Source organism: Flavobacterium sp. N1994, from assembly GCF_025947145.1.
Taxonomy (GTDB): Bacteria; Bacteroidota; Bacteroidia; order Flavobacteriales; family Flavobacteriaceae; genus Flavobacterium.
Window position 1 is genome coordinate 2,555,860 of the sequence record NZ_CP109999.1, and the last position, 17,522, is coordinate 2,573,381.

Consider the following 17,522-nt stretch of genomic DNA (forward strand, 5'->3'; position numbering starts at 1 on the left):
TATGTCTAAAAGGTGCGTTTTATCACTTTTAGTATTTGTCTAACATCATTTAGGTTGATAGTAAAGTCCGGATGGTTAGGTAAACCACTTCTTGAGGAGCAAACTATATCTCCTGTTTTCTTATCAAATGACTTTATGTCTTTAAAAATTACTGTTTGGTTATGCACTATTACCCAACCATATTGTGAGTCCCTAAAACCATCTTTCCAATGCTGTCTACCAAGTTCTCTACATAAAAGCTCTGCATCTCCGGGAGTATCATCTATACTGCCGCCGTTCATACTCTCCCCCTCAGATTCAAAACAAAGATATTTTCCTTTCCCTATATGATCAACCGTGAAACTTACTTCCTCAAGCTCATCCATGAAATGAGCGTTTTGGAAATCACTAAGATAAGAGGCAAATGCTTTTACAGGGACTTTTTTCACTATGATTTTAAATTTACCGTTTTTTAATTCAATGAATTTATTACCGTTTTTATTGGTATAAAATTCTCTAGGTTCATTAACAGTATTTAACGCATTATTTACCTTTTTATTATGTTCCTGCTGCAATAAATTTCTTAGTAAATTCCATTTAGTCTCAGGGATAACTCCACCGCTCTCCCAATTCTGTACAGTGCGCCGCGAAACTGCCGCCAATTTGGCGAAATCCTCTTGATTTAGTTCAAGCTTTTTTCTAATGCTTATTAATTCGTCTTTATCCATTTTTCGGGCTGTCACAAAAAAATTTTATTAAAAAGTAGAAATATTGCGCTTTTTATTTGCTTAGTGGAAATATTGCGCTATATTTGTACGGACATCAGGACAAAAGTAATATAAAAAATACCACCAATGACAAAAGAGGAAATAAAAAACAAATTACAACCGGGCGACTTCACAACATTAGGAGCCATGTTGGGCTGTCAAGGCGAGGCAGCAAGAAAAAGATTTAACAGAGATGATAAAGGCGCAATTGAAGGCGCAATCAAAATCATCGAAACTCGTGAGAGCCTCATAGAAGAAAGTCAAAAGCAATCCAAATCTTAATAAACTACTAACTATGCCATTTACTTGGGAAAATAATAAAGTCGCCGTAGAACCTTCCGAATTGATACCTCAGTTTTGGAATACTCTAGGAGCATTGCAAAAACAGCTGCGCCGCGACGAGAATAAAACCTACGGAATTAAACGTCTTCAACTTGGTGGCAAAGGACGTAGGCTATTAATTGATTTTGATACTTTGTCAAAAACGCAACAGGAGAAACTTGGTGACCCACGAAAAGTAAACCATCCTCTTGAAAGCTTTTTCAAATTCGATGCAGATGCCGTTCGGTACTATGCTAAATTCAAAAGAGAAAACGGTTCTTACCTTTCGGCTGAGGAGCAAGAAAGATATATTATAAACGCAAGCGTTTTAAAAGCTGTAGTAGCTTTAGAGGAGGCAAGAACTCAAGAACGTATTAAAATGCGTGGTAGTTTATCCGGTTTAACTGAGACTTTACGCTTAGATGCCATCAGCTTCCAAAATTCATTAAAAGTATTGCACAATGTAGAGCATACGCTCCCAACTTCACCCCGATTTAAAGAGGCTTTAAAGAACTTTAAAAAATCAGATGAAAACGGAGGCTATTACTCTCTAATAAAAGACCCAAAAGGTACCAAAGCTCTTAATGCTTTAAAAGTTGATTCTAACGTTGAAATGCTACTCAACGCCTTATTCAAAAATCAACTTCACAAACCAACACCAACAGAAGTTGCCCGAAATTATGAAGCCTTTATCAATGGATATGCGGAAGTCTATAATGAAGATACTGGAGAGCTTTATGATCCAAAAGGATTCCCTTCACTTTCACAATCAACCGTTATAAGTTGGATTAACAAGTGGGAAAACAAAATAGCTACGCACAAAGCTAGAAGCGGAGACCGTCAAAAGTTTATCGGAGCTTTCAAACCTCACCACCAAATGGACTTGCCAACCTTTGCGGGTTCTCTACTTTCCATTGATGATAGACAACCGCCATTTTGGTATGATAATAACCGTAATAGAGCGTGGTTCTACATCGGAATTGATGTGGCAAGCCAATGTATTACTTCGGTAGTTCATGGAAAAACCAAAGAGGGAATTATCCTTGATTTTTACCGTCAAATAATTAGAAATTATACTGAATGGGGACTTTGTCTACCTTCTGAACTTGAGTGTGAGAGTTCATTAAATAGCTCTTTCAAAGAAACGATACTACGTCCCGGAGCAATGTTCGATAATGTTCGTATCGAAGCTAATAATGCTCGTGGAAAGTACATTGAGCGTATGTTCGGTAAAGTTCGTTACGGATTAGAAAAAGAGAACTTGGGATGGATTGCTAGACCAGGTGCAAACTCAGAGGCAAATCAATCAAGCTCAACCGAAACAAAAATTATCCCTTATGATCAACTCATAAATGATAGAATGTTGGATCTAGAAAAGTGGAATAATATGCCACACCCAACAGAGCCTACAATGAGCCGCTTCGATTACTTTCTAGCGAAACAACACCCGGAATTAAAGCCTACGAACTGGGAAGCAATCTTACCCCACATCGGATTTAAAACTGAAACATCATGCCAAGTGGGTTACGTGAGTTTACAAGGTAAAAAGAGAGCCATTGCAGAAAATGGCGGCATCTTAACTGGTGAGGCATTAATTCAAAAAATGAAAATCATTGAAGGAAAAGAACTTGACGTTTACTGGTTGGATGGCAATGATGGAAACGTACTAAAGGCTTTAGTTTACCTAAAAGGAACTACAAAATTAGTATGTGAAGTAATGGAACTTCCACGCTATAACAGAGCAACGCTAGAAAGAAGTACAGAAGATGACGCCGCTAGACAATTACAAAGCTCTTACGTTGCATCAGTTGAAGCTTTTTGCCGTCAACAATCAAATAGAATTGAAAATATCCAAATCAAAGATAACACGCCAAAAACGGTTAATTCAAATTTCCAATTTTCAACAATTAAAAGATATACAGCTCCTGATGAACCTGCCCAAGTTTTCTCAAATGATATCGAAGATGAAAACGAACTAGTTCCGGTGCCTGTAGCAAACAGTTGGCGAAATCAGTATTTACAGTAAAACTAACCCTAACACAAACAAAATAATAGTATGGAAATCTCAACAGACTTTAAAATTAAAATCAGAACGGCAGTTTTAGAAGCCCGAAAAAACTTTGATGGTTCTGACGATGCCTTCGCAAAAACCTTAGGACTAAACGGAGCAATTTATTCAAGACTAAAAGGCGGCGAAGTTGATAAGATTATCTCAGAAAGCAATTGGATAAACATTGCCATTAAATACGGAGTTACTCGACACGAGAACAACTGGAAAGTAGTAAGAACTCAAGTGTATGAGCAATTAGAGGACTCATTGACATTTTGTAAAGAGTTTTCAAAGGCAATGATTTTCAGTGATGAGTGTGATATAGGTAAAACCTTTAGCGCACGCCATATTGTAAAAGGGATGAAAAACGCTTTTTACATTGATTGCTCCCAGTACAAAACACGTCAGCAGTTTATCCGCGCACTAGCTAAAATAGTCGGATTGGACAATACCGGAAAATACATTGATGTTAAGACTAGGCTTAAATGGGCTTTAGTAAACATAGATAAGCCACTAATTGTTTTTGACGAGGCAGGAGACCTTGAGTATATGGCTTTCTTGGAAATTAAAGAAATATGGAACGCTACCGAGGGAATGTGTGGTATGTATATGATAGGAGCTGATGGTTTGCAAACCAAATTAGACAATGGCTTCAAAAAGAAGAAAGTAGGATTTGCCGAAATCTTAAGCCGCTTTTCTGATGAAATAATCAAGGTTGTTCCAACTGGAAAAGAAAACCGTGAGGCATTCTTTTCAAAGCTAATTAACGATGTAGCATCGGCAAACATGGACGATAAGACAAAAGTAATTCCATTGGTACGCCAATGCGTTAAAAAGGAAAAAAAGCTACGCCATTTGGGAACGCTAATCAAATTACAGGCGTAATAGTATGGCTAGAGCAATATCCCCAAAAACTCTCTATGAGAAAGTCTACAAAACATTTGCCTTTGATGGCATTTGGGGTGACTTACTAGGAGAACCGGAGAAAGGCGGCTTTTGGGTTATATATGGCAATGAAAAGAATGGTAAAACACAGCTAACGTTACAGCTTTCGGATTACCTGAGCAAGTTTGAAACGGTTTGGTATGTATCAGCTGAGGAGGGAACTGGAAAAACGTTTCAATCCAATGTAAAGCGAGCCAAGATAGATTCAAAAAACAAGAAGCTCAAATTTTCAGATTATGTGCCTGTTGAGGAGATAACAGAGAGGTTTAAGTCACGGCAATATCCTAAAGTAATTGTACTAGATAACGCCACCATCTACAATGATGAACTCAAAAACGGAGTATTAAGAAAGCTCCACCTTTTGATAAAAGACAAAGATGTGACAATCATCTTACTGGCGCATATCGAGGATAACGGAAAAGAACCATATACGGCAACCGCAAAGCTCGCAAAAAAATTATGTGATATCTACATAAGAGTTGAAGGTTTAACGGCATTCGTTGGAGGACGATGTCCGGGTGGAATAATAACAATAGATGACCAAAAAGCAATGCTATATCACGGTAGCGAAATAACAAAACAGAAAAAATGAAAAATAAAGTAATAGCAATTTTAGCAATAAGCTCAGAAGAGTACGACGAGGGTATTTTCCAAACATATTGGAGTTGGTGCAAAAAATTTGCCACCTCTGAAAACAACTGTCAATCACTATTAGCAAATGCTGCTATCAATAGATGGTTTATGCAGCAATATGCTCAGTATGAAAAAAACTTTGTTGATATCGTAGACCATTTTCCAAAGAAGCCAAACGATTTACACTACCTGTATCGAAGCGAAACCGTTGAGATATACAAAAGGTTCCCAACGGCTATTATTGGAACCACAAAAAAACTAAACCCCGAATTTGAAACAATCATAAACCCTCAATTTAAAGTATATGGCAATTAAGAAGGAAAGAGAATTCCACTACCATTTAGAAGCTGTTGTCGAACGGCTAAAACTACTCGACAATGTAATCTCTTTTTTATTCGAAGAGATACCAGTAAACATCGATGGCGAAATAGTAATGCGAAAGCGTGACATTTTAACCGATGGCGAAAAAATATGTGTGAACCAGGAGCGCGCAAGTATGCGAGAATACCGAGAGTACATTTTTGGAAATATGGCATTTAAAGATGTTAGAAAGTACTTGGTAAGCCAAGAAATAGAAGATAAAATTCAAAAAATACTAACCGTGATAATCTTAACAGGTTGGGAAAAACAAATCAACGAAATAGACATTAACGAATAATAAAAAACAGATGGAAAATTTAAAAATCACTCAAACAGGAAAAGACAAAATTTGGTATGACGAAACTGGAAACGGCATTCCATTAAAAAGAGTTACTAAGGTGGAACGCCTTCACGAAAAAAGTGCGGAAGAGATTCTAAAAAAAGCCACAGAGGTAAATAAAAAGCTTGCTGACTTCAAAGCCTTTGTTCAAGATAAATGTACTGAAGCTTACGAGGCATTTATGGCGGAGAAGGATGTAAAAAAACAAACCAAAGGCAATTACACCTGGTTCAATTTTAATCGAACAATAAAAATTGAGGTTTCGCAGTCAGCTCCCATCAAATTCGATGATTTAACCATTGTTGCCGCTAAAGAAAAGTTAGATCAATTCCTAAACGATAACATCAATAGTAAAAATGAATTCGTTAAGGACTTAGTGATGGATGCTTTCGAGACTCAGAGAACCAACCAACTTGACGTTAAAAAAGTAATGGGATTAACAAGACATAAAGCGCGAATCAATGACCCTTTGTTTTCTGAGGCAATTGATTTGATTACATCTGCCATCCGTCGTCCAGAGAGCAAAACATATTTCCGTATTTGGCTTAAAGATGATAACGGTAAGTACAATAACATCGAGTTGAACTTATCTAATATCTAATGCGACCGCTTGATTACTATTTGTCAATTCTACTACTGACAGTGGTTTTGCATCATAGACAATTTTTAAAAGAAGCCTTCGGGTTTATGTATTTCAGATCTAAAACATTACTAATCCAATATCAAAATGAGCGTAAAAGTAAATCAAATCGATGGCGAGACCATCACAGTAAATGGCAAAACTATTTTGTTCCAAAGCGAAAACTGGGTAGCAAAAACAGAATTGACCACACAGGAAAGCGAGGCATTACAACTGCACTTGAACTCCATTAACAGAAAGCCAGAAGCTGACGATTTAGGTTAGGTTTGGTAATCCCGGATACGAATAGAGGAGTAACACAAAAGGGGCGTTGTGTGTAGGTTCAATCCCTACTCCGGGAGCAACAATTTGAGGCAAGTGCCAAAATGGATAGATAAACAATATCTGAATAAAAAATCGTGACGGTTGGAAAGACAACTTTTTTTAAAACAGTAGTAACAGCAAAAACAAAATAAGATGTACACATTTATCACGTTAGAAGACAACGGTCAAGATTTCCTTACTGTAGTTACAGATGAACACGGAAAAATCGTTGAAACAAGACCATTTCAAACAGACATTTGGAAAGGTGGAATCGTACCAATAACTTCATTGGAAATGATGGCTCCTGGTCAGCCTATGCCACTACATAAACCACCCCATATCAATTATGGTTTCCTAAAACATAGAATTGAGAAAGTTTATACAAGTGATACATTATGACAAAATCAAATACCACAGCAAAAAAGCCAGTTGCCTATAGTGGCACTGGCTCGGCGATAGGGAATTACTTCTCAGACAAACCGGAGGGCAAAACAGATGGTAAGAACTGGGAAGCTTTCGATATCAAAAATAGCAAGCACAAATACATTTTGTCTATGCTTCACACTATGGGATTTACAAAGCAAGTCAACGGCAAAACTATTGCCGATATGTCAAAGTTTGCGAATTGGCTTCAAACTAAATCCCCCATCAATAAACCACTTACTGAAATGTCTCCTAAAGAAACATCCAAAGTAGTTTATGCCTATGAGAAAGTTGTTAAATGCTTTTTTGGATCGTAATGGAAAGCTACAGCATAAAAGAAGAGTGCAAACACCCGGATAAACTAACTCGGGTTGTTGATAGCGTAGGCGGATGCGAAACCACCGTTGAAGTTTGCGCCGATTGTAATAAAGTATTAACCAAACCTAAAACAGAGTGCTAAGATGAACATCGATTTAAAAATATCATTTGAAAATATTACAATAATAACTTCAACGTTGCAGCCCCTTTATAATACAAAGGCTATTACTAGGAGGCAGAAATCAACTCTTTCAATTTCGCATGATGTTTTGAGCAAATTGGAAAAGAAGTTCACCAATATTAAGCTAAAAACGGATCTGTTTAATTCGAGAAAAAAAATAACTATTTCCTTCAAACATCACGAAGCCGATATGTTAGAATTATTGCTCATTCAAGAAATTAAAAGCGTAGAGGAAACTTATATCCGTCAAAAAATACAAAGCGTAATTGACCAACTAAACCAACAACTAGCATGAGAACAATTTACATCGCCGGTAAAGTTACCGGAGAAGACCCGGAAGAGTGCGCCGCCAAATTTGAAGCGGCAGAGGTACAAATCAGAGCTAAAGGCTTTGAAGTAATTAACCCAATAAAGCTCGTGAATAATATTTACGAAAGTTGGGATGCGGCGATGGTAACTTGTTTGAACGCCCTAGGAACCGCTCAAGGGATTTTTATGCTGCCATGCTCAGTAAATAGCAAAGGCGCTCAAATCGAACTCGAGGCAGCTTTCGCATTAAACCTCGATATCTATTCAGATTTAAACGATTTACAATGATAACAAGAACTTATACCGTTAAGATGCAATCAGGCGATATATGGCAGTTTAAATACAATTTAAACGGCGTTTTAGTTTTCTTTCACGTAATGGAAGGTGACCTGTCGTCAAAACAAGAAGATTTCCTCTACCGACAAGGTAAATTCCCATGGAAAGAAAATCAGATTAAAGAGTGGAGTAAACTCTACAGAAACACTACCGTTGAAGTGGGCGAACCTGACTTAAGCTTTGAATGCTTTTGGAATATGTATCCATCCAATCCATTATCTAAAAAGAAGATTGCACGTGAGCGTTGGGACAAACTTAAAGAGCCTGACCGAATTAAGATACTACTAAAAATCCCCGAATTCATAAGACTAAAAACAAAAGACAATCAAAAGTTTCCTTACGCAGAGGTTTTCATTAATCAGCGTTGGTGGGACGAATAAAAACAGCAAATATGAAACAACCAATTTACTCTCCAGAATTCCTTATTGAAATGGCTAATAAATCATTTCAATGTGATGTAATGAGTAGCAATAGAAAAAGAGCTAACGTTTATGGCAGAATGGCTATATCTTATTATTTACGAACAAAAAGAGGCATGACATTACAATCAATTGCTTCAATTTTTAATAAAGACCACGCCTCAATAAATCATTACATACATCAACACAGATCAGATCTAAAATTTGACCCAAGTTACAGAGCATTATTTGAAAACTTTGAGCTTGAAATTAATGGGAGCTTTAGTGTTGAAACTTATACTATTGAAAATTGTAAAAGGAAAATTAAAAATATCAATAGAGATTTAATAGAGCTAGGCTATTCAGCTTCAGAAATAGAAGCCTTTTGGAAGGAATGCATAAATGAGGTAGTCGTATGAAAACAGTAATTTTATTAAGCCTTATACTATCGTTGTCATTTGGCAATGCTCAAACACAGGGTAATGCTACAATACCAACAATGTTTGTTGGAACCTGGACTAATGCAGCCAATAATGATACGATATCAATCACTACCGATAAAATAACTTGGACGTCAAACGACAATACTGTTTTCGTTTCCTACGTTGATTATGTCCTGCACAATGACTCCGTTATTTTCAGCTTCTACGCTTACCCCAATGTATTTGCTCTGAGCTTAGAAAAAATTAGCAGAGTAAAACTAATATTCGATGCCCAAACTCAAGAGGGCTATACTAGACGCAACGACTTATACTTAAAACAGGGCACTAGAGCCAATTAAACCTATATAACATGCAAGAATTTGATAAAAAAATCCTAGAGCAATTAGATGATGTTTTAAATCATCCAAACGAACAACAACGAAAAGACAATTCATTTGATAGAGCAATGCAGCGCGGTAAAATGAAATGGCAGAAAACTAGAAACAAAATGACTCACCTAACTCCTAAAAAGAAAAAAAGAAAATGAAAAAAACAGCAGCTCACGTCGAGAAACTTTACGGCAACCTTTTAAAGAAACATAAAACGGATGAGGCTTTCAAGCTCGAGAATCCAAACCGGGTAAATGTCTATAATTGTGACTTAGGACACATGACAAAAACAATTGATAATTCAGAAGGCACCACGCCAATGTTTATTCCTTGCCCGGCATGTAACAATACCGACAAATCATCTTTTTATAAAGATATTGCTCCACACATGACTCCAACGTATGAATGGTTCAGACCAACACTAAAAGAAGTCCTAGAAAAGCGAAATAGTCCGTCAATTTTAGAACATTATCTAAAAGGTGGCTTGGACTACAGAAAAATAAAAACTAACCTTAAAATAGCGTAAAATGATACTTCCATTTAGCACTCAGATAAACAGAAAGCCAAGCTATTTTGTTGAGAGGATACATTCTGGTTTAATAATGAATAATCTATGGGACAATGGCTTTGATGCTAACTTTGCACCTCGAGGGTTTTCGATGGATGCTTTCGCAGAAAAGCACGCAAAAATTCATACTCTAAGAGAGGATAAAAATGATAGATGGAAAAGAGGAGTAATGATTGATTTTTTCATCAATTGTCGACAACCAAGCATGTTTAGATTTGCTCCTAAAATACCATGTACTTCCACGCAATCAGTTTACATGAGCTATGCCTATTGTGATATTATTGAAATATCAGTTGGCGTAAGACAGTTATTTGGAAATGAGTTAATAGAATTTGCTCAAAATGATGGCTTCGATACTTGGCAAGATTTTTTCGATTACTTCTATCCACTTATTAAAGCTACACCTGATAATTGGTTAGAGAGAAAATTAATCCATTGGACTGATAAAAGATACTAATATGTTTAAAACTGAATCATTATTTTTTCACTGTCCAAATTGTATATATGGAATCTGTCAATACGATAGAAAAATTAAAATATCTATCTATGTATTCAATGTTTACAAATGCTATTATTGTGGATACGAATGCGTTTAACAAAAATTACTACTTTTGATTAATTAAATACTAACAACAAAATGAAAACAAAAATCTTTAAAGTATTTACTATAGCCACTATACTTGCTATGGTATTAGTTATTCGATGCTCATTCAAGAACTCGGAGGAAACCAAAACACCGGAACAAATCCAAAAAGAAAAACAGGACAGCCTTGCTTCAGATCGGGAAAAGAAAATCGACCTTGCACTTACAGAGTTAAAGGAGCTTGTTAAAAAGCAAATGAAGGATCCCTCGAGCTTTGAATTACTAGATCGAACTTATGATAAGAAAGATACTGGAAACCTCGTTAAATTGGTTATCAGATACACTGGAAAGAATTCATTTGGAGCTAAGGTTACCAGTGTTACATTTGGAACCTACGACATTAAAACAAGCGTAGTAGCAATAACAGAAACCCGCCAAGATTAGCGGGTTTTTTTATTACGAATAATTTTCTAATTTTGCTCTATGAGCCAAAAGGAACGTTTCAAAAAGAGAAATCAAGCTGTCCGCAACGAATTTAATAAATTGGTTCGTGAGCAACCTAAGTGGCGTATTGATGCCATCATTGATGATGTTGCCGATAAATTCTTTATAGCTTCAAGAACCGCAGAGGCTATTATTAAAAGCGAGGGTATTTATAAAGAGAACTAAAAATAAAATAGTGCCCTTCAGGAGTAGAAGGGTAAATGAAGCTATCCTCTTCAGCTATTTAAAAAATAAAACCGCTATTTAGCGGTTTTATTGATTTATTACTATATTTGCAGAGCCAGTTCTACGGAACAGGTTGATAACGTAGCCTCCTTTGGGAGGCTTTCGTCTTTAATATATTTGCTCTAACTTACCATCCTTTCTCAAAATCCACACCTCGTCAATAACTTGTTTTTCAACTTTAACCCTGTAGTTGATAACCTTTAAAATGTAATTGGTTGTTGATCCATCATCAGTCAAAACAATTCTACTCGATTGTTTTAAACCACGTTTAAACATTCTTTGAAGCGTTCTTGTTCCAAGCTTATCAAATCCCTCCAGTTCATAAAATATTCCATCTACGGCAAAGTCCGGGCATTTACCTTCATAAGGTGTCCCAATAAGCTCGGCAAAGAACTCTTTATACAATGGAGAGTCAACAGCAATGGTTGGCATTATTTGGGCAGTTTTACCAAGCTTAGCAAATTGAGCGCAACAGTTTAAGACAGCAGTATAATCAGGAGCTTTTTTATCTACTAAACTAGAGCTTTCAATGCTACCTCCGTTAGGATATTTCTTGAGTATCATTTTATCAAACGACAGCTCTTCCATTTGCTTTCTGGCATAATCTCTCGCCTCATTCTTTTCGTTAACGTTCAAACCGTCAGCGTATGGTATATCCTTAAATATTTTACCGGTGATTGCGGCATTATTATTAAACCCTGTTTTACCTTCCACATTAGGAATTTCAACCATTGGATTATCATCAACATTTATAACATTACAACGACAGCCCCAATCGTTTGGAGGATAATGGTCTTTCCAAAATTGATGTCCAATCGGCAAAATTAAACCGTCCCATGCTTTATGTTTTTCACGCACTCTGGCATCGCCAGCTGTAACATATTTAAGGTTTGGATATAAGTCTTTTTCTCGTACAAATCCCTCCCATTTTTCTGCCATATTTGCCGTAGCAACTGTTTGGTCGAATTCAGTTCTTAGCCATCTTTGGTTGTACTCTGCCGTAAGCTCTTTAGTCTTTTCTTTGAATTGAGACCAGGATAAAGTTTTACCGTTTTCAGTCAGTGCACTTTCGAGCTGCTTGCGGAAGCTTGTTTCTTTAAATGCTGAGAACTCGCCAACATTGTATTTAAGTGACATTGCCAGTTGTGGGTCATACATTTCAATCTTAGGACTATATCCAGTATCAATGGCATCAGCTAAATTTGAATAGTAATACGACCACATTTTTTTGCGGTTTTCCTTTGTGATAGAATTAGTATTGAATAAGTCCCGAAGGTAGTTTTCAATAAGCCTGCTTAGACCGTCCTCTTTGCTTAGTTTTATGCTTTTATGGTCATCATGACAGCAATGGGTACGATAATGAAGCCTAAGCAGGCTTAAGGCTTTTTTGGGTCAGTATTGCCTTTTCCACCGGCAGTTTGTGGAGTTGGCATTGCCTCAATTTCTACGCCATACGTTGACTCTAAATAGTGTTGTTTTAAGATATAGCCGTTGGTCATTAAAACACCATCTATTTTGATTTGCTTCTCCTGGTCTTTTGTTTTTTCTACCGCAATTTTAGCATTGTCCGGAATGGCATAACCAAGCTTACGCATACCGGGTACTACTCTATTATTCAAATAGGCTAACATTTTTTTCTCATCGGATAGGATCAACTCATCCAAAGTATTTTCGTGAACGTTTCCTTGAGCTTTACTGGCTCCGTTCTCGGTGGTCATTGTTTGATGCAATACCAATTTAGAAAGCTCTTTATCTAAAGCTTGTATTTTTTGAAAGAAGACATTAAAACTATCCGTTTTACTATTTTCTTTAATTTCAACTTCGGTACCAATTGGGAAAACACCATACGGAGCTGAGCCCATTTCCTCAAGCCAATCCGCAACCTCATTTTTAACAGTTTCGCTTTGAGAAGCAATTTTGGCAATCCTGATAGGAATACCAAACAACTCCTCGAATTCATCCCAAGAACCCCAAGAGTGACGTTTTAGAATGGTATAAACGGCAGCCTTTTCTAAAAGCCCCACAACACTATAAAAACGTGCTGGCCATAGAATGTCATCAATGATAGAATAATCTATTCCGGTTAAGGCATTAATATCATAAAGAATCACTTTCTTTTCAGGAACTAACAAAAATCTAGGAATGATGTCAACTTGTTTTATGTTTCCCGGTTCAAACTCTTTTACCCAAATTACATTTTCACCAACGTATGTTGATTTGTGTGCCTCCTCTTTAACCGTTTCAAACCACTCCTTATCTTTTATGAATTCGGTTAAATTATCATCGGTGGTACCATCAACCTCAAAAACGTAATTCTTATTGGTAGTTCTAAGAGTACGGTTTTCCGTAATACCGGTTAAATGTCCATCAAGACTAATATCATCATAAAGCTCCTGCATCGGATAATTACGAGGTATTTCCGCATTATACTTAGCATAACGAGCCGCAGTCCAATCAGTAATCTCTTTACGCCATAAACGACGTTGTCGACGGATAACGTCAACCATTAAGTTAGTTATTTTGTTGATGTCTTTAGCATCATTAGCCGATAGACTAACCTTTTTATTGATTTGGTTTCCCGCAATATTAACAGTTGACTTGCCTTTTTCCATTATTTGAATATTTTATCTAGTTCTCTTTTTAATTTATCAGATATCTTACCGTCCAAGTATTTTGATTTGCCCATAAATCTTCGCTCTGGCATTCCATCAAGACCCTCATTATGTCGAGCTGCATACTCTTTATCAGTATAATATCTAACCTCTTTTGTGGATCTGTTTACGCGGCTTTTAATAGAGTTTTTTAACTTATTTCCTCCGGTACCTTTTCCAACTAAAATGGCTCGGTCTTTAATGTCTGAGCCGTATTTATTTAAGGATCCTTTTTTACCACGCCTGTTGGTTCTGTAGGTGGTAATATCTCGCCCTTTTTTATCTGTTGTTTTACGCTCTTCCCATTCATCTAATACAGAATCAGTAAAGCCCTGGTCTTGAAAATTCTTTTGTATGAAGTTCTTTCCCTCAACTTCAATAATGGTCAATGCCTTTTCCGGTATTTGTTCGGCGGCTAGTAAAAGCATTTTCTCTAAGTCGTCCAACGTTGCCATTAAATTCTATTTTCATAGTTTTTTCTACCGCCTAATTTTAAAAAGGTAGCGGCTTCAGTTCCACCGTTGCCGTTGTCTACCATCCTGATAGGTAATGGCGGTTTAATTTTGCCTTCAGATACTTTCTCTAGCCAAGTCATTGCCTCGTCGTAATCATCCTTTACAGACTCATTCATAGTCTTACTACGGCGTTTGTATATACCGTGAATTACTAAAGCCTTGAGGTGCTTCAAAATGGTTAAATTCCTCTCGTCTCCTGTTGCTTCAAAAATGGCGGCAGTATCAAAGTATTGAAATAAATATCCTGACATCACATCAATGCATTCGGATATTATGGTGGTAATGATAGACTCATCACCATTAGTTATCAAGTTGATTATTTCGGTAGTTGATACCGTTTTAAGTTCTGATTTTTCTAAAAACATAATTCCTAATTGATTAATTTTTTCTTTGTGTACTTGTACTCCAACCTTCTGTATAGTGTTGTACTAAACTTAATTTTGTAGCTCATGATTTCTTCTAAATCGTCGCCTGGTTCATCAGCTGTTTGCCTTAATGGTTTAAAGTAATCACCTTGTAAACCCTGAAGCTGTTCTACTATAATATCAATCAAATCAATTTCAATCAAACCGCCTTCCGGGTCGCTAGTTTTTTGGTGTTGTTCCATCCAACCATCTTTACAGTAAAGCATGATTTCGATATCGCATAAGCCCTCTTGCTTTTGCTCCACCATTGACTCCCATTTAATAACTCCAATTTCAATAAGCGCACATGTGAAATATTGTGGATAATTGGCAGCGGGTTTTTTAAATTGCTTTCGCTGTAAATCAATTAACTCTAATTCGGGAATCATAGTTAATGCCTCTTTAATCTTAGTAAATAGCTCTTTTCTTGGTGTCATACTCTGCGTGTTGTTTTCTTTTTACCGATATGAGGTTTTGAGTTGTTCTCTTGATTTACTGAATATCCAAAGTAAGTTCTACCCAGTCTAACTGCATTTTCCAATGTATCTGGAAAGTCATCATGCGCCTTGGTTCCTTTTTCAAACGATAGTAATTGCTCTGATGCTTTGTCCCAGTCGTGAGTATCTTTTAAAGCTTTATTAATTACCATTAATTTGTTAAATAATACATCGGTCAAAGTTGCTTCTATTCTTAAATGCTTATCTGTTGACGTATGATTTGGCAGCGGAACTGAGGCATATTTTTCACGCTCAGCTGCGGCAAGCCAAGAAGGTAAGAATACAGCGGCTTGAGCTACTGATGCATCATAAAAGGCAAGTATTGAAAGCCCTTTTTTATTGTATTCTCTCAACTTTGCAAAATGCCACTCCATTGCTTCAGGCAAATCACATTGACGACAAAAAACATCTAATAAATAGATTTTACCATTTTTCAACCCTAGAATTGCACAAGCTTTAAAATCCCCATTTCTAGTATATGATAAATCCCAATGTGCAATAGCTCCATCGAATATCATTCCCTCTGGAATAGCTTCATATTTTAACCACTCGGCTTTAAATAACTTTCCTTTTTCAATTGGGTTATTGTAGTCCTCACGTTGCGAAGTATAGTAGTCAGTTTTTGCATTGATATTTTTTACATCCTTTTTGGTCAATCGTTGATGCCAAGTAGGATTGCCGTTTTCGTCTGAAATATTAACTACCATTTCATCAAAATGGCGGGAGTTTTTAAAACTTTCTTTAATGTGGTCAAGTAATCCGTTTTTTACTATATAGTTGTTAGGGACTACCATTCGACCTCTTCTAAGGTGAAAAGCTTTAGCTAAATCTCCGCTAATTTTTTCTCCATATTCATTAATTAGAATTTCATTTTTGGCTTGTTTTCTGTCCTCGCAATCATCAATAGACGCGAAGTCAATCCTATGTGCACCAGTTCTCAATCCTCTAAAGGGTTGATTTATTCCAAGCCCCATAAACTTCCTACCGTCTTTGGTATCAAACTCACCGTCTGCCCAATTCCCATAACTCATTTGCATTCCAAAATCCTTTATATACCTTTCGTTATACTGCAAATGTGTTTGTAAATCAGATAAAAGTATTTTAGCAAAATCATTGTTTCTACCAACTAATAATCCAAAGAAGAGCTCGTCATTTTCTTTTAAGTGGCAAACATTACCAACGTTAGTATGTATTGACTTTGCAGAACCACGGTACCACTTTCTCATTTGAACAATAAAAGGGTCTTCAAAGACCTTTTCATACGACGTTTGGTGGAAGTCTGCACACGGAGCATCAGCCAATGAATGAGAAACTCCAACCCCAAAATAGTAGTCAAAGAACTTAGTATAATTTTCGGGTTTCAACAAAAATGCAATTCTTTCCTCTTGCTCCTCAGATGTTTCCTTAACTAGAGAATCATAAGTAAGCTCCTTAATGATTTTAGATTTTTGATTATACCTTTCAATCGCCGCTTTGTATTCAGTTGTCGTCATAGTAGGGTTTTGATGTATTCATCCTGAACGGATCTAACTACTTTCAACAGGTCCAAATCTTTTTCACGGTTTTTAGCTTTAGATTTAGCACACTTATCCATAAACCAATCGATAAACTGGTCAAATGCTTCCATAGTGTAAACTGCTTTTTTCTTATTGTCATCCATACGCTCCCATGCTGCCGCCAACTTAGATATATCATCAGGTTTATAAGGCATTTCTTTTCCCTGTTTAATCGCTGCAACGTTTTTTAAAATCATTGCTTTAATCTCTGCCGGAGATATATTTTGCAGTTGCTTTTGCTCCTCCCAATTATGGTCTTTTGCCCAACGTGAAAGCGTAGGAACTCCAACCTTTATGTTTTCCATTTCTGAAATGGATTGCAGCGAATAACCGCGTACAAATAAGCCAAGAGAATCCTTTTGCTTTTTGTCACGATCTGAATTACTCATACGTCCTGGTTTGCTTAGATCGTAATTGTCAGCCGTAATGATTTGCTTAACTTTCTTAGTAGTTGCCATCTATTGTAATTTTTCCGTTATCCTCATATTTGACGTTCCTAATTTGCATTCCATCGTACTGGAGGTTCTTTTTAATTTCAATCAATACACTCATTGGATCATCGTCAGAAAGCATTTGAATTATGCCCACACCAATCTCAGGCGTTTCTTTATACTCGCCTTTACTTGCCAATATAATATCCTCCTGGTGTTGGTTATCAGAATCGCCAATAACAATGTCGCCACCGCGGATTAGTAAGTCGCCATCCTCGTCTGTTAGTATATCTTTCATAAAGCAAAATTCGACTTTCGTATTTGTGTTTTAAATTTTACTAACGGGCTTTGTATAAAATCATTACAACACTTGTATCAATTAGTTACAACCTCTGACGACTTGTTTTTTTTTGGTTTGGCATTCACTCAATTTTGTCATCTCTAAAGAAAACAAATACACGATTTATATTGAAA

General features: G+C 36.5%; 29 protein-coding genes. 20 read left to right on the forward strand and 9 right to left on the reverse strand.

The genetic code is table 11. From position 1 onward, the window contains the following. Positions 1-5: 5 nt before the first annotated feature. Complete coding sequence (locus OLM53_RS11390) at positions 6-707, reverse strand: helix-turn-helix domain-containing protein (RefSeq protein ID WP_264520354.1); 702 nt, start codon at positions 705-707, stop codon at positions 6-8. Positions 708-833: 126 nt separating this feature from the next. On the opposite strand from OLM53_RS11390, the gene OLM53_RS11395 reads away from it, so the two are divergent. From OLM53_RS11395 to OLM53_RS11490, 20 genes are all read left to right on the forward strand, one after another. Continuing rightward, on the forward strand, positions 834-1,028 hold the full coding sequence (locus tag OLM53_RS11395; protein WP_264520355.1) for a hypothetical protein: 195 nt from the start codon (positions 834-836) through the stop codon (positions 1,026-1,028). 13 nt (positions 1,029-1,041) lie between these two features. Continuing rightward, entirely contained in the window at positions 1,042-3,093 is a 2,052-nt protein-coding gene (locus OLM53_RS11400; RefSeq protein ID WP_264520356.1) for a hypothetical protein, read from the forward strand. Positions 3,094-3,123: 30 nt separating this feature from the next. After that, positions 3,124-4,002 (forward strand): ATP-binding protein, encoded by an 879-nt coding sequence (locus tag OLM53_RS11405; RefSeq protein ID WP_264520357.1) that lies wholly within the window; start codon positions 3,124-3,126, stop codon positions 4,000-4,002. 4 nt (positions 4,003-4,006) lie between these two features. Further along, positions 4,007-4,654 (forward strand): hypothetical protein, encoded by a 648-nt coding sequence (locus OLM53_RS11410; RefSeq protein ID WP_264520358.1) that lies wholly within the window; start codon positions 4,007-4,009, stop codon positions 4,652-4,654. Then, complete coding sequence (locus OLM53_RS11415) at positions 4,651-5,010, forward strand: hypothetical protein (protein WP_264520359.1); 360 nt, start codon at positions 4,651-4,653, stop codon at positions 5,008-5,010. Before OLM53_RS11410 ends, OLM53_RS11415 begins: the two co-directional genes overlap by 4 nt. Then, the gene (locus OLM53_RS11420) at positions 5,000-5,353 is read left to right on the forward strand and encodes a hypothetical protein (protein ID WP_264520360.1); all 354 of its coding nucleotides are present in this window, start codon (positions 5,000-5,002) and stop codon (positions 5,351-5,353) included. The genes OLM53_RS11415 and OLM53_RS11420 overlap by 11 nt, the downstream gene beginning before the upstream one ends. A 10-nt stretch (positions 5,354-5,363) precedes the next feature. Continuing rightward, complete coding sequence (locus tag OLM53_RS11425) at positions 5,364-5,996, forward strand: DUF3164 family protein (protein WP_264520361.1); 633 nt, start codon at positions 5,364-5,366, stop codon at positions 5,994-5,996. Between the two features lie 126 nt (positions 5,997-6,122). Continuing rightward, positions 6,123-6,299, forward strand: coding sequence for a hypothetical protein (locus tag OLM53_RS11430; protein ID WP_264520362.1), 177 nt, complete (start codon positions 6,123-6,125; stop codon positions 6,297-6,299). Between the two features lie 192 nt (positions 6,300-6,491). Further along, the gene (locus tag OLM53_RS11435; RefSeq protein WP_264520363.1) at positions 6,492-6,737 is read left to right on the forward strand and encodes a hypothetical protein; all 246 of its coding nucleotides are present in this window, start codon (positions 6,492-6,494) and stop codon (positions 6,735-6,737) included. Beyond that, the gene (locus tag OLM53_RS11440) at positions 6,734-7,078 is read left to right on the forward strand and encodes a hypothetical protein (protein ID WP_264520364.1); all 345 of its coding nucleotides are present in this window, start codon (positions 6,734-6,736) and stop codon (positions 7,076-7,078) included. The genes OLM53_RS11435 and OLM53_RS11440 overlap by 4 nt, the downstream gene beginning before the upstream one ends. Before the next feature lie 144 nt (positions 7,079-7,222). Next, positions 7,223-7,555 carry a hypothetical protein gene (locus tag OLM53_RS11445; protein ID WP_264520365.1) on the forward strand — a complete coding sequence of 111 codons (333 nt, stop codon included), beginning with the start codon at positions 7,223-7,225 and terminating at the stop codon, positions 7,553-7,555. Next, entirely contained in the window at positions 7,552-7,857 is a 306-nt protein-coding gene (locus OLM53_RS11450; protein WP_264520366.1) for a DUF4406 domain-containing protein, read from the forward strand. The genes OLM53_RS11445 and OLM53_RS11450 overlap by 4 nt, the downstream gene beginning before the upstream one ends. Further along, positions 7,854-8,285, forward strand: coding sequence for a hypothetical protein (locus OLM53_RS11455; RefSeq protein ID WP_264520367.1), 432 nt, complete (start codon positions 7,854-7,856; stop codon positions 8,283-8,285). Before OLM53_RS11450 ends, OLM53_RS11455 begins: the two co-directional genes overlap by 4 nt. An 11-nt stretch (positions 8,286-8,296) precedes the next feature. Further along, positions 8,297-8,722 carry a hypothetical protein gene (locus OLM53_RS11460; RefSeq protein ID WP_264520368.1) on the forward strand — a complete coding sequence of 142 codons (426 nt, stop codon included), beginning with the start codon at positions 8,297-8,299 and terminating at the stop codon, positions 8,720-8,722. Then, positions 8,719-9,084 (forward strand): hypothetical protein, encoded by a 366-nt coding sequence (locus tag OLM53_RS11465; RefSeq protein ID WP_264520369.1) that lies wholly within the window; start codon positions 8,719-8,721, stop codon positions 9,082-9,084. The genes OLM53_RS11460 and OLM53_RS11465 overlap by 4 nt, the downstream gene beginning before the upstream one ends. 11 nt (positions 9,085-9,095) lie before the next feature. Beyond that, positions 9,096-9,272, forward strand: a complete 177-nt coding sequence (locus OLM53_RS11470) for a hypothetical protein (RefSeq protein ID WP_264520370.1) — start codon at positions 9,096-9,098, stop codon at positions 9,270-9,272. A gap of 122 nt (positions 9,273-9,394) precedes the next feature. After that, positions 9,395-9,640 (forward strand): hypothetical protein, encoded by a 246-nt coding sequence (locus OLM53_RS11475; protein WP_264520371.1) that lies wholly within the window; start codon positions 9,395-9,397, stop codon positions 9,638-9,640. Positions 9,641-9,716: 76 nt separating this feature from the next. Beyond that, positions 9,717-10,139: a hypothetical protein gene (locus OLM53_RS11480; protein ID WP_264520372.1), complete on the forward strand. Its 423-nt coding sequence runs from the start codon at positions 9,717-9,719 to the stop codon at positions 10,137-10,139. A 180-nt stretch (positions 10,140-10,319) separates the two neighbouring features. After that, positions 10,320-10,709, forward strand: coding sequence for a hypothetical protein (locus OLM53_RS11485; RefSeq protein WP_264520373.1), 390 nt, complete (start codon positions 10,320-10,322; stop codon positions 10,707-10,709). A 39-nt stretch (positions 10,710-10,748) separates the two neighbouring features. Beyond that, a complete protein-coding gene (locus OLM53_RS11490; protein WP_264520374.1) occupies positions 10,749-10,934 on the forward strand; it encodes a hypothetical protein in 186 nt (61 codons plus the stop codon). A 168-nt stretch (positions 10,935-11,102) separates the two neighbouring features. On the opposite strand, the gene OLM53_RS11495 is transcribed toward OLM53_RS11490, so the two are convergent. From OLM53_RS11495 to OLM53_RS11530, 8 genes are all read right to left on the reverse strand, one after another. Beyond that, positions 11,103-12,218, reverse strand: coding sequence for a phage minor head protein (locus OLM53_RS11495; RefSeq protein ID WP_264520375.1), 1,116 nt, complete (start codon positions 12,216-12,218; stop codon positions 11,103-11,105). A 152-nt stretch (positions 12,219-12,370) separates the two neighbouring features. After that, entirely contained in the window at positions 12,371-13,606 is a 1,236-nt protein-coding gene (locus OLM53_RS11500) for a DUF935 domain-containing protein (protein WP_264520376.1), read from the reverse strand. Next, positions 13,606-14,100 carry a phage morphogenesis protein gene (locus OLM53_RS11505; RefSeq protein WP_264520377.1) on the reverse strand — a complete coding sequence of 165 codons (495 nt, stop codon included), beginning with the start codon at positions 14,098-14,100 and terminating at the stop codon, positions 13,606-13,608. Before OLM53_RS11505 ends, OLM53_RS11500 begins: the two co-directional genes overlap by 1 nt. Beyond that, the gene (locus OLM53_RS11510) at positions 14,100-14,525 is read right to left on the reverse strand and encodes a DUF1320 domain-containing protein (RefSeq protein WP_264520378.1); all 426 of its coding nucleotides are present in this window, start codon (positions 14,523-14,525) and stop codon (positions 14,100-14,102) included. The genes OLM53_RS11505 and OLM53_RS11510 overlap by 1 nt, the downstream gene beginning before the upstream one ends. A 5-nt stretch (positions 14,526-14,530) precedes the next feature. Continuing rightward, positions 14,531-15,001: a hypothetical protein gene (locus tag OLM53_RS11515; protein ID WP_264520379.1), complete on the reverse strand. Its 471-nt coding sequence runs from the start codon at positions 14,999-15,001 to the stop codon at positions 14,531-14,533. Then, a complete protein-coding gene (locus OLM53_RS11520; RefSeq protein ID WP_264520380.1) occupies positions 14,998-16,554 on the reverse strand; it encodes a hypothetical protein in 1,557 nt (518 codons plus the stop codon). The genes OLM53_RS11515 and OLM53_RS11520 overlap by 4 nt, the downstream gene beginning before the upstream one ends. After that, entirely contained in the window at positions 16,551-17,075 is a 525-nt protein-coding gene (locus OLM53_RS11525) for a hypothetical protein (RefSeq protein WP_264520381.1), read from the reverse strand. The genes OLM53_RS11520 and OLM53_RS11525 overlap by 4 nt, the downstream gene beginning before the upstream one ends. Continuing rightward, positions 17,062-17,346 carry an oxidase gene (locus tag OLM53_RS11530; protein WP_264520382.1) on the reverse strand — a complete coding sequence of 95 codons (285 nt, stop codon included), beginning with the start codon at positions 17,344-17,346 and terminating at the stop codon, positions 17,062-17,064. The genes OLM53_RS11525 and OLM53_RS11530 overlap by 14 nt, the downstream gene beginning before the upstream one ends. Positions 17,347-17,522: the final 176 nt, after the last annotated feature.

What these genes read in the sequence shown, in the direction of transcription:
- OLM53_RS11525 (WP_264520381.1), bottom strand. Translation starts at nt 17,075, where the DNA reads ATGGCAACTACTAAGAAAGTTAAGCAAATCATTACGGCTGACAATTAC.
- OLM53_RS11470 (WP_264520370.1), top strand. Translation starts at nt 9,096, where the DNA reads ATGCAAGAATTTGATAAAAAAATCCTAGAGCAATTAGATGATGTTTTA.
- OLM53_RS11400 (WP_264520356.1), top strand. Translation starts at nt 1,042, where the DNA reads ATGCCATTTACTTGGGAAAATAATAAAGTCGCCGTAGAACCTTCCGAA.
- OLM53_RS11500 (WP_264520376.1), bottom strand. Translation starts at nt 13,606, where the DNA reads ATGGAAAAAGGCAAGTCAACTGTTAATATTGCGGGAAACCAAATCAAT.
- OLM53_RS11395 (WP_264520355.1), top strand. Translation starts at nt 834, where the DNA reads ATGACAAAAGAGGAAATAAAAAACAAATTACAACCGGGCGACTTCACA.
- OLM53_RS11435 (WP_264520363.1), top strand. Translation starts at nt 6,492, where the DNA reads ATGTACACATTTATCACGTTAGAAGACAACGGTCAAGATTTCCTTACT.
- OLM53_RS11420 (WP_264520360.1), top strand. Translation starts at nt 5,000, where the DNA reads ATGGCAATTAAGAAGGAAAGAGAATTCCACTACCATTTAGAAGCTGTT.
- OLM53_RS11425 (WP_264520361.1), top strand. Translation starts at nt 5,364, where the DNA reads ATGGAAAATTTAAAAATCACTCAAACAGGAAAAGACAAAATTTGGTAT.
- OLM53_RS11445 (WP_264520365.1), top strand. Translation starts at nt 7,223, where the DNA reads ATGAACATCGATTTAAAAATATCATTTGAAAATATTACAATAATAACT.
- OLM53_RS11455 (WP_264520367.1), top strand. Translation starts at nt 7,854, where the DNA reads ATGATAACAAGAACTTATACCGTTAAGATGCAATCAGGCGATATATGG.
- OLM53_RS11460 (WP_264520368.1), top strand. Translation starts at nt 8,297, where the DNA reads ATGAAACAACCAATTTACTCTCCAGAATTCCTTATTGAAATGGCTAAT.
- OLM53_RS11440 (WP_264520364.1), top strand. Translation starts at nt 6,734, where the DNA reads ATGACAAAATCAAATACCACAGCAAAAAAGCCAGTTGCCTATAGTGGC.
- OLM53_RS11415 (WP_264520359.1), top strand. Translation starts at nt 4,651, where the DNA reads ATGAAAAATAAAGTAATAGCAATTTTAGCAATAAGCTCAGAAGAGTAC.
- OLM53_RS11390 (WP_264520354.1), bottom strand. Translation starts at nt 707, where the DNA reads ATGGATAAAGACGAATTAATAAGCATTAGAAAAAAGCTTGAACTAAAT.
- OLM53_RS11505 (WP_264520377.1), bottom strand. Translation starts at nt 14,100, where the DNA reads ATGGCAACGTTGGACGACTTAGAGAAAATGCTTTTACTAGCCGCCGAA.
- OLM53_RS11490 (WP_264520374.1), top strand. Translation starts at nt 10,749, where the DNA reads ATGAGCCAAAAGGAACGTTTCAAAAAGAGAAATCAAGCTGTCCGCAAC.
- OLM53_RS11450 (WP_264520366.1), top strand. Translation starts at nt 7,552, where the DNA reads ATGAGAACAATTTACATCGCCGGTAAAGTTACCGGAGAAGACCCGGAA.
- OLM53_RS11520 (WP_264520380.1), bottom strand. Translation starts at nt 16,554, where the DNA reads ATGACGACAACTGAATACAAAGCGGCGATTGAAAGGTATAATCAAAAA.
- OLM53_RS11430 (WP_264520362.1), top strand. Translation starts at nt 6,123, where the DNA reads ATGAGCGTAAAAGTAAATCAAATCGATGGCGAGACCATCACAGTAAAT.
- OLM53_RS11485 (WP_264520373.1), top strand. Translation starts at nt 10,320, where the DNA reads ATGAAAACAAAAATCTTTAAAGTATTTACTATAGCCACTATACTTGCT.
- OLM53_RS11410 (WP_264520358.1), top strand. Translation starts at nt 4,007, where the DNA reads ATGGCTAGAGCAATATCCCCAAAAACTCTCTATGAGAAAGTCTACAAA.
- OLM53_RS11480 (WP_264520372.1), top strand. Translation starts at nt 9,717, where the DNA reads ATGAATAATCTATGGGACAATGGCTTTGATGCTAACTTTGCACCTCGA.
- OLM53_RS11515 (WP_264520379.1), bottom strand. Translation starts at nt 15,001, where the DNA reads ATGACACCAAGAAAAGAGCTATTTACTAAGATTAAAGAGGCATTAACT.
- OLM53_RS11475 (WP_264520371.1), top strand. Translation starts at nt 9,395, where the DNA reads ATGACAAAAACAATTGATAATTCAGAAGGCACCACGCCAATGTTTATT.
- OLM53_RS11495 (WP_264520375.1), bottom strand. Translation starts at nt 12,218, where the DNA reads ATGTGGTCGTATTACTATTCAAATTTAGCTGATGCCATTGATACTGGA.
- OLM53_RS11530 (WP_264520382.1), bottom strand. Translation starts at nt 17,346, where the DNA reads ATGAAAGATATACTAACAGACGAGGATGGCGACTTACTAATCCGCGGT.
- OLM53_RS11510 (WP_264520378.1), bottom strand. Translation starts at nt 14,525, where the DNA reads ATGTTTTTAGAAAAATCAGAACTTAAAACGGTATCAACTACCGAAATA.
- OLM53_RS11465 (WP_264520369.1), top strand. Translation starts at nt 8,719, where the DNA reads ATGAAAACAGTAATTTTATTAAGCCTTATACTATCGTTGTCATTTGGC.
- OLM53_RS11405 (WP_264520357.1), top strand. Translation starts at nt 3,124, where the DNA reads ATGGAAATCTCAACAGACTTTAAAATTAAAATCAGAACGGCAGTTTTA.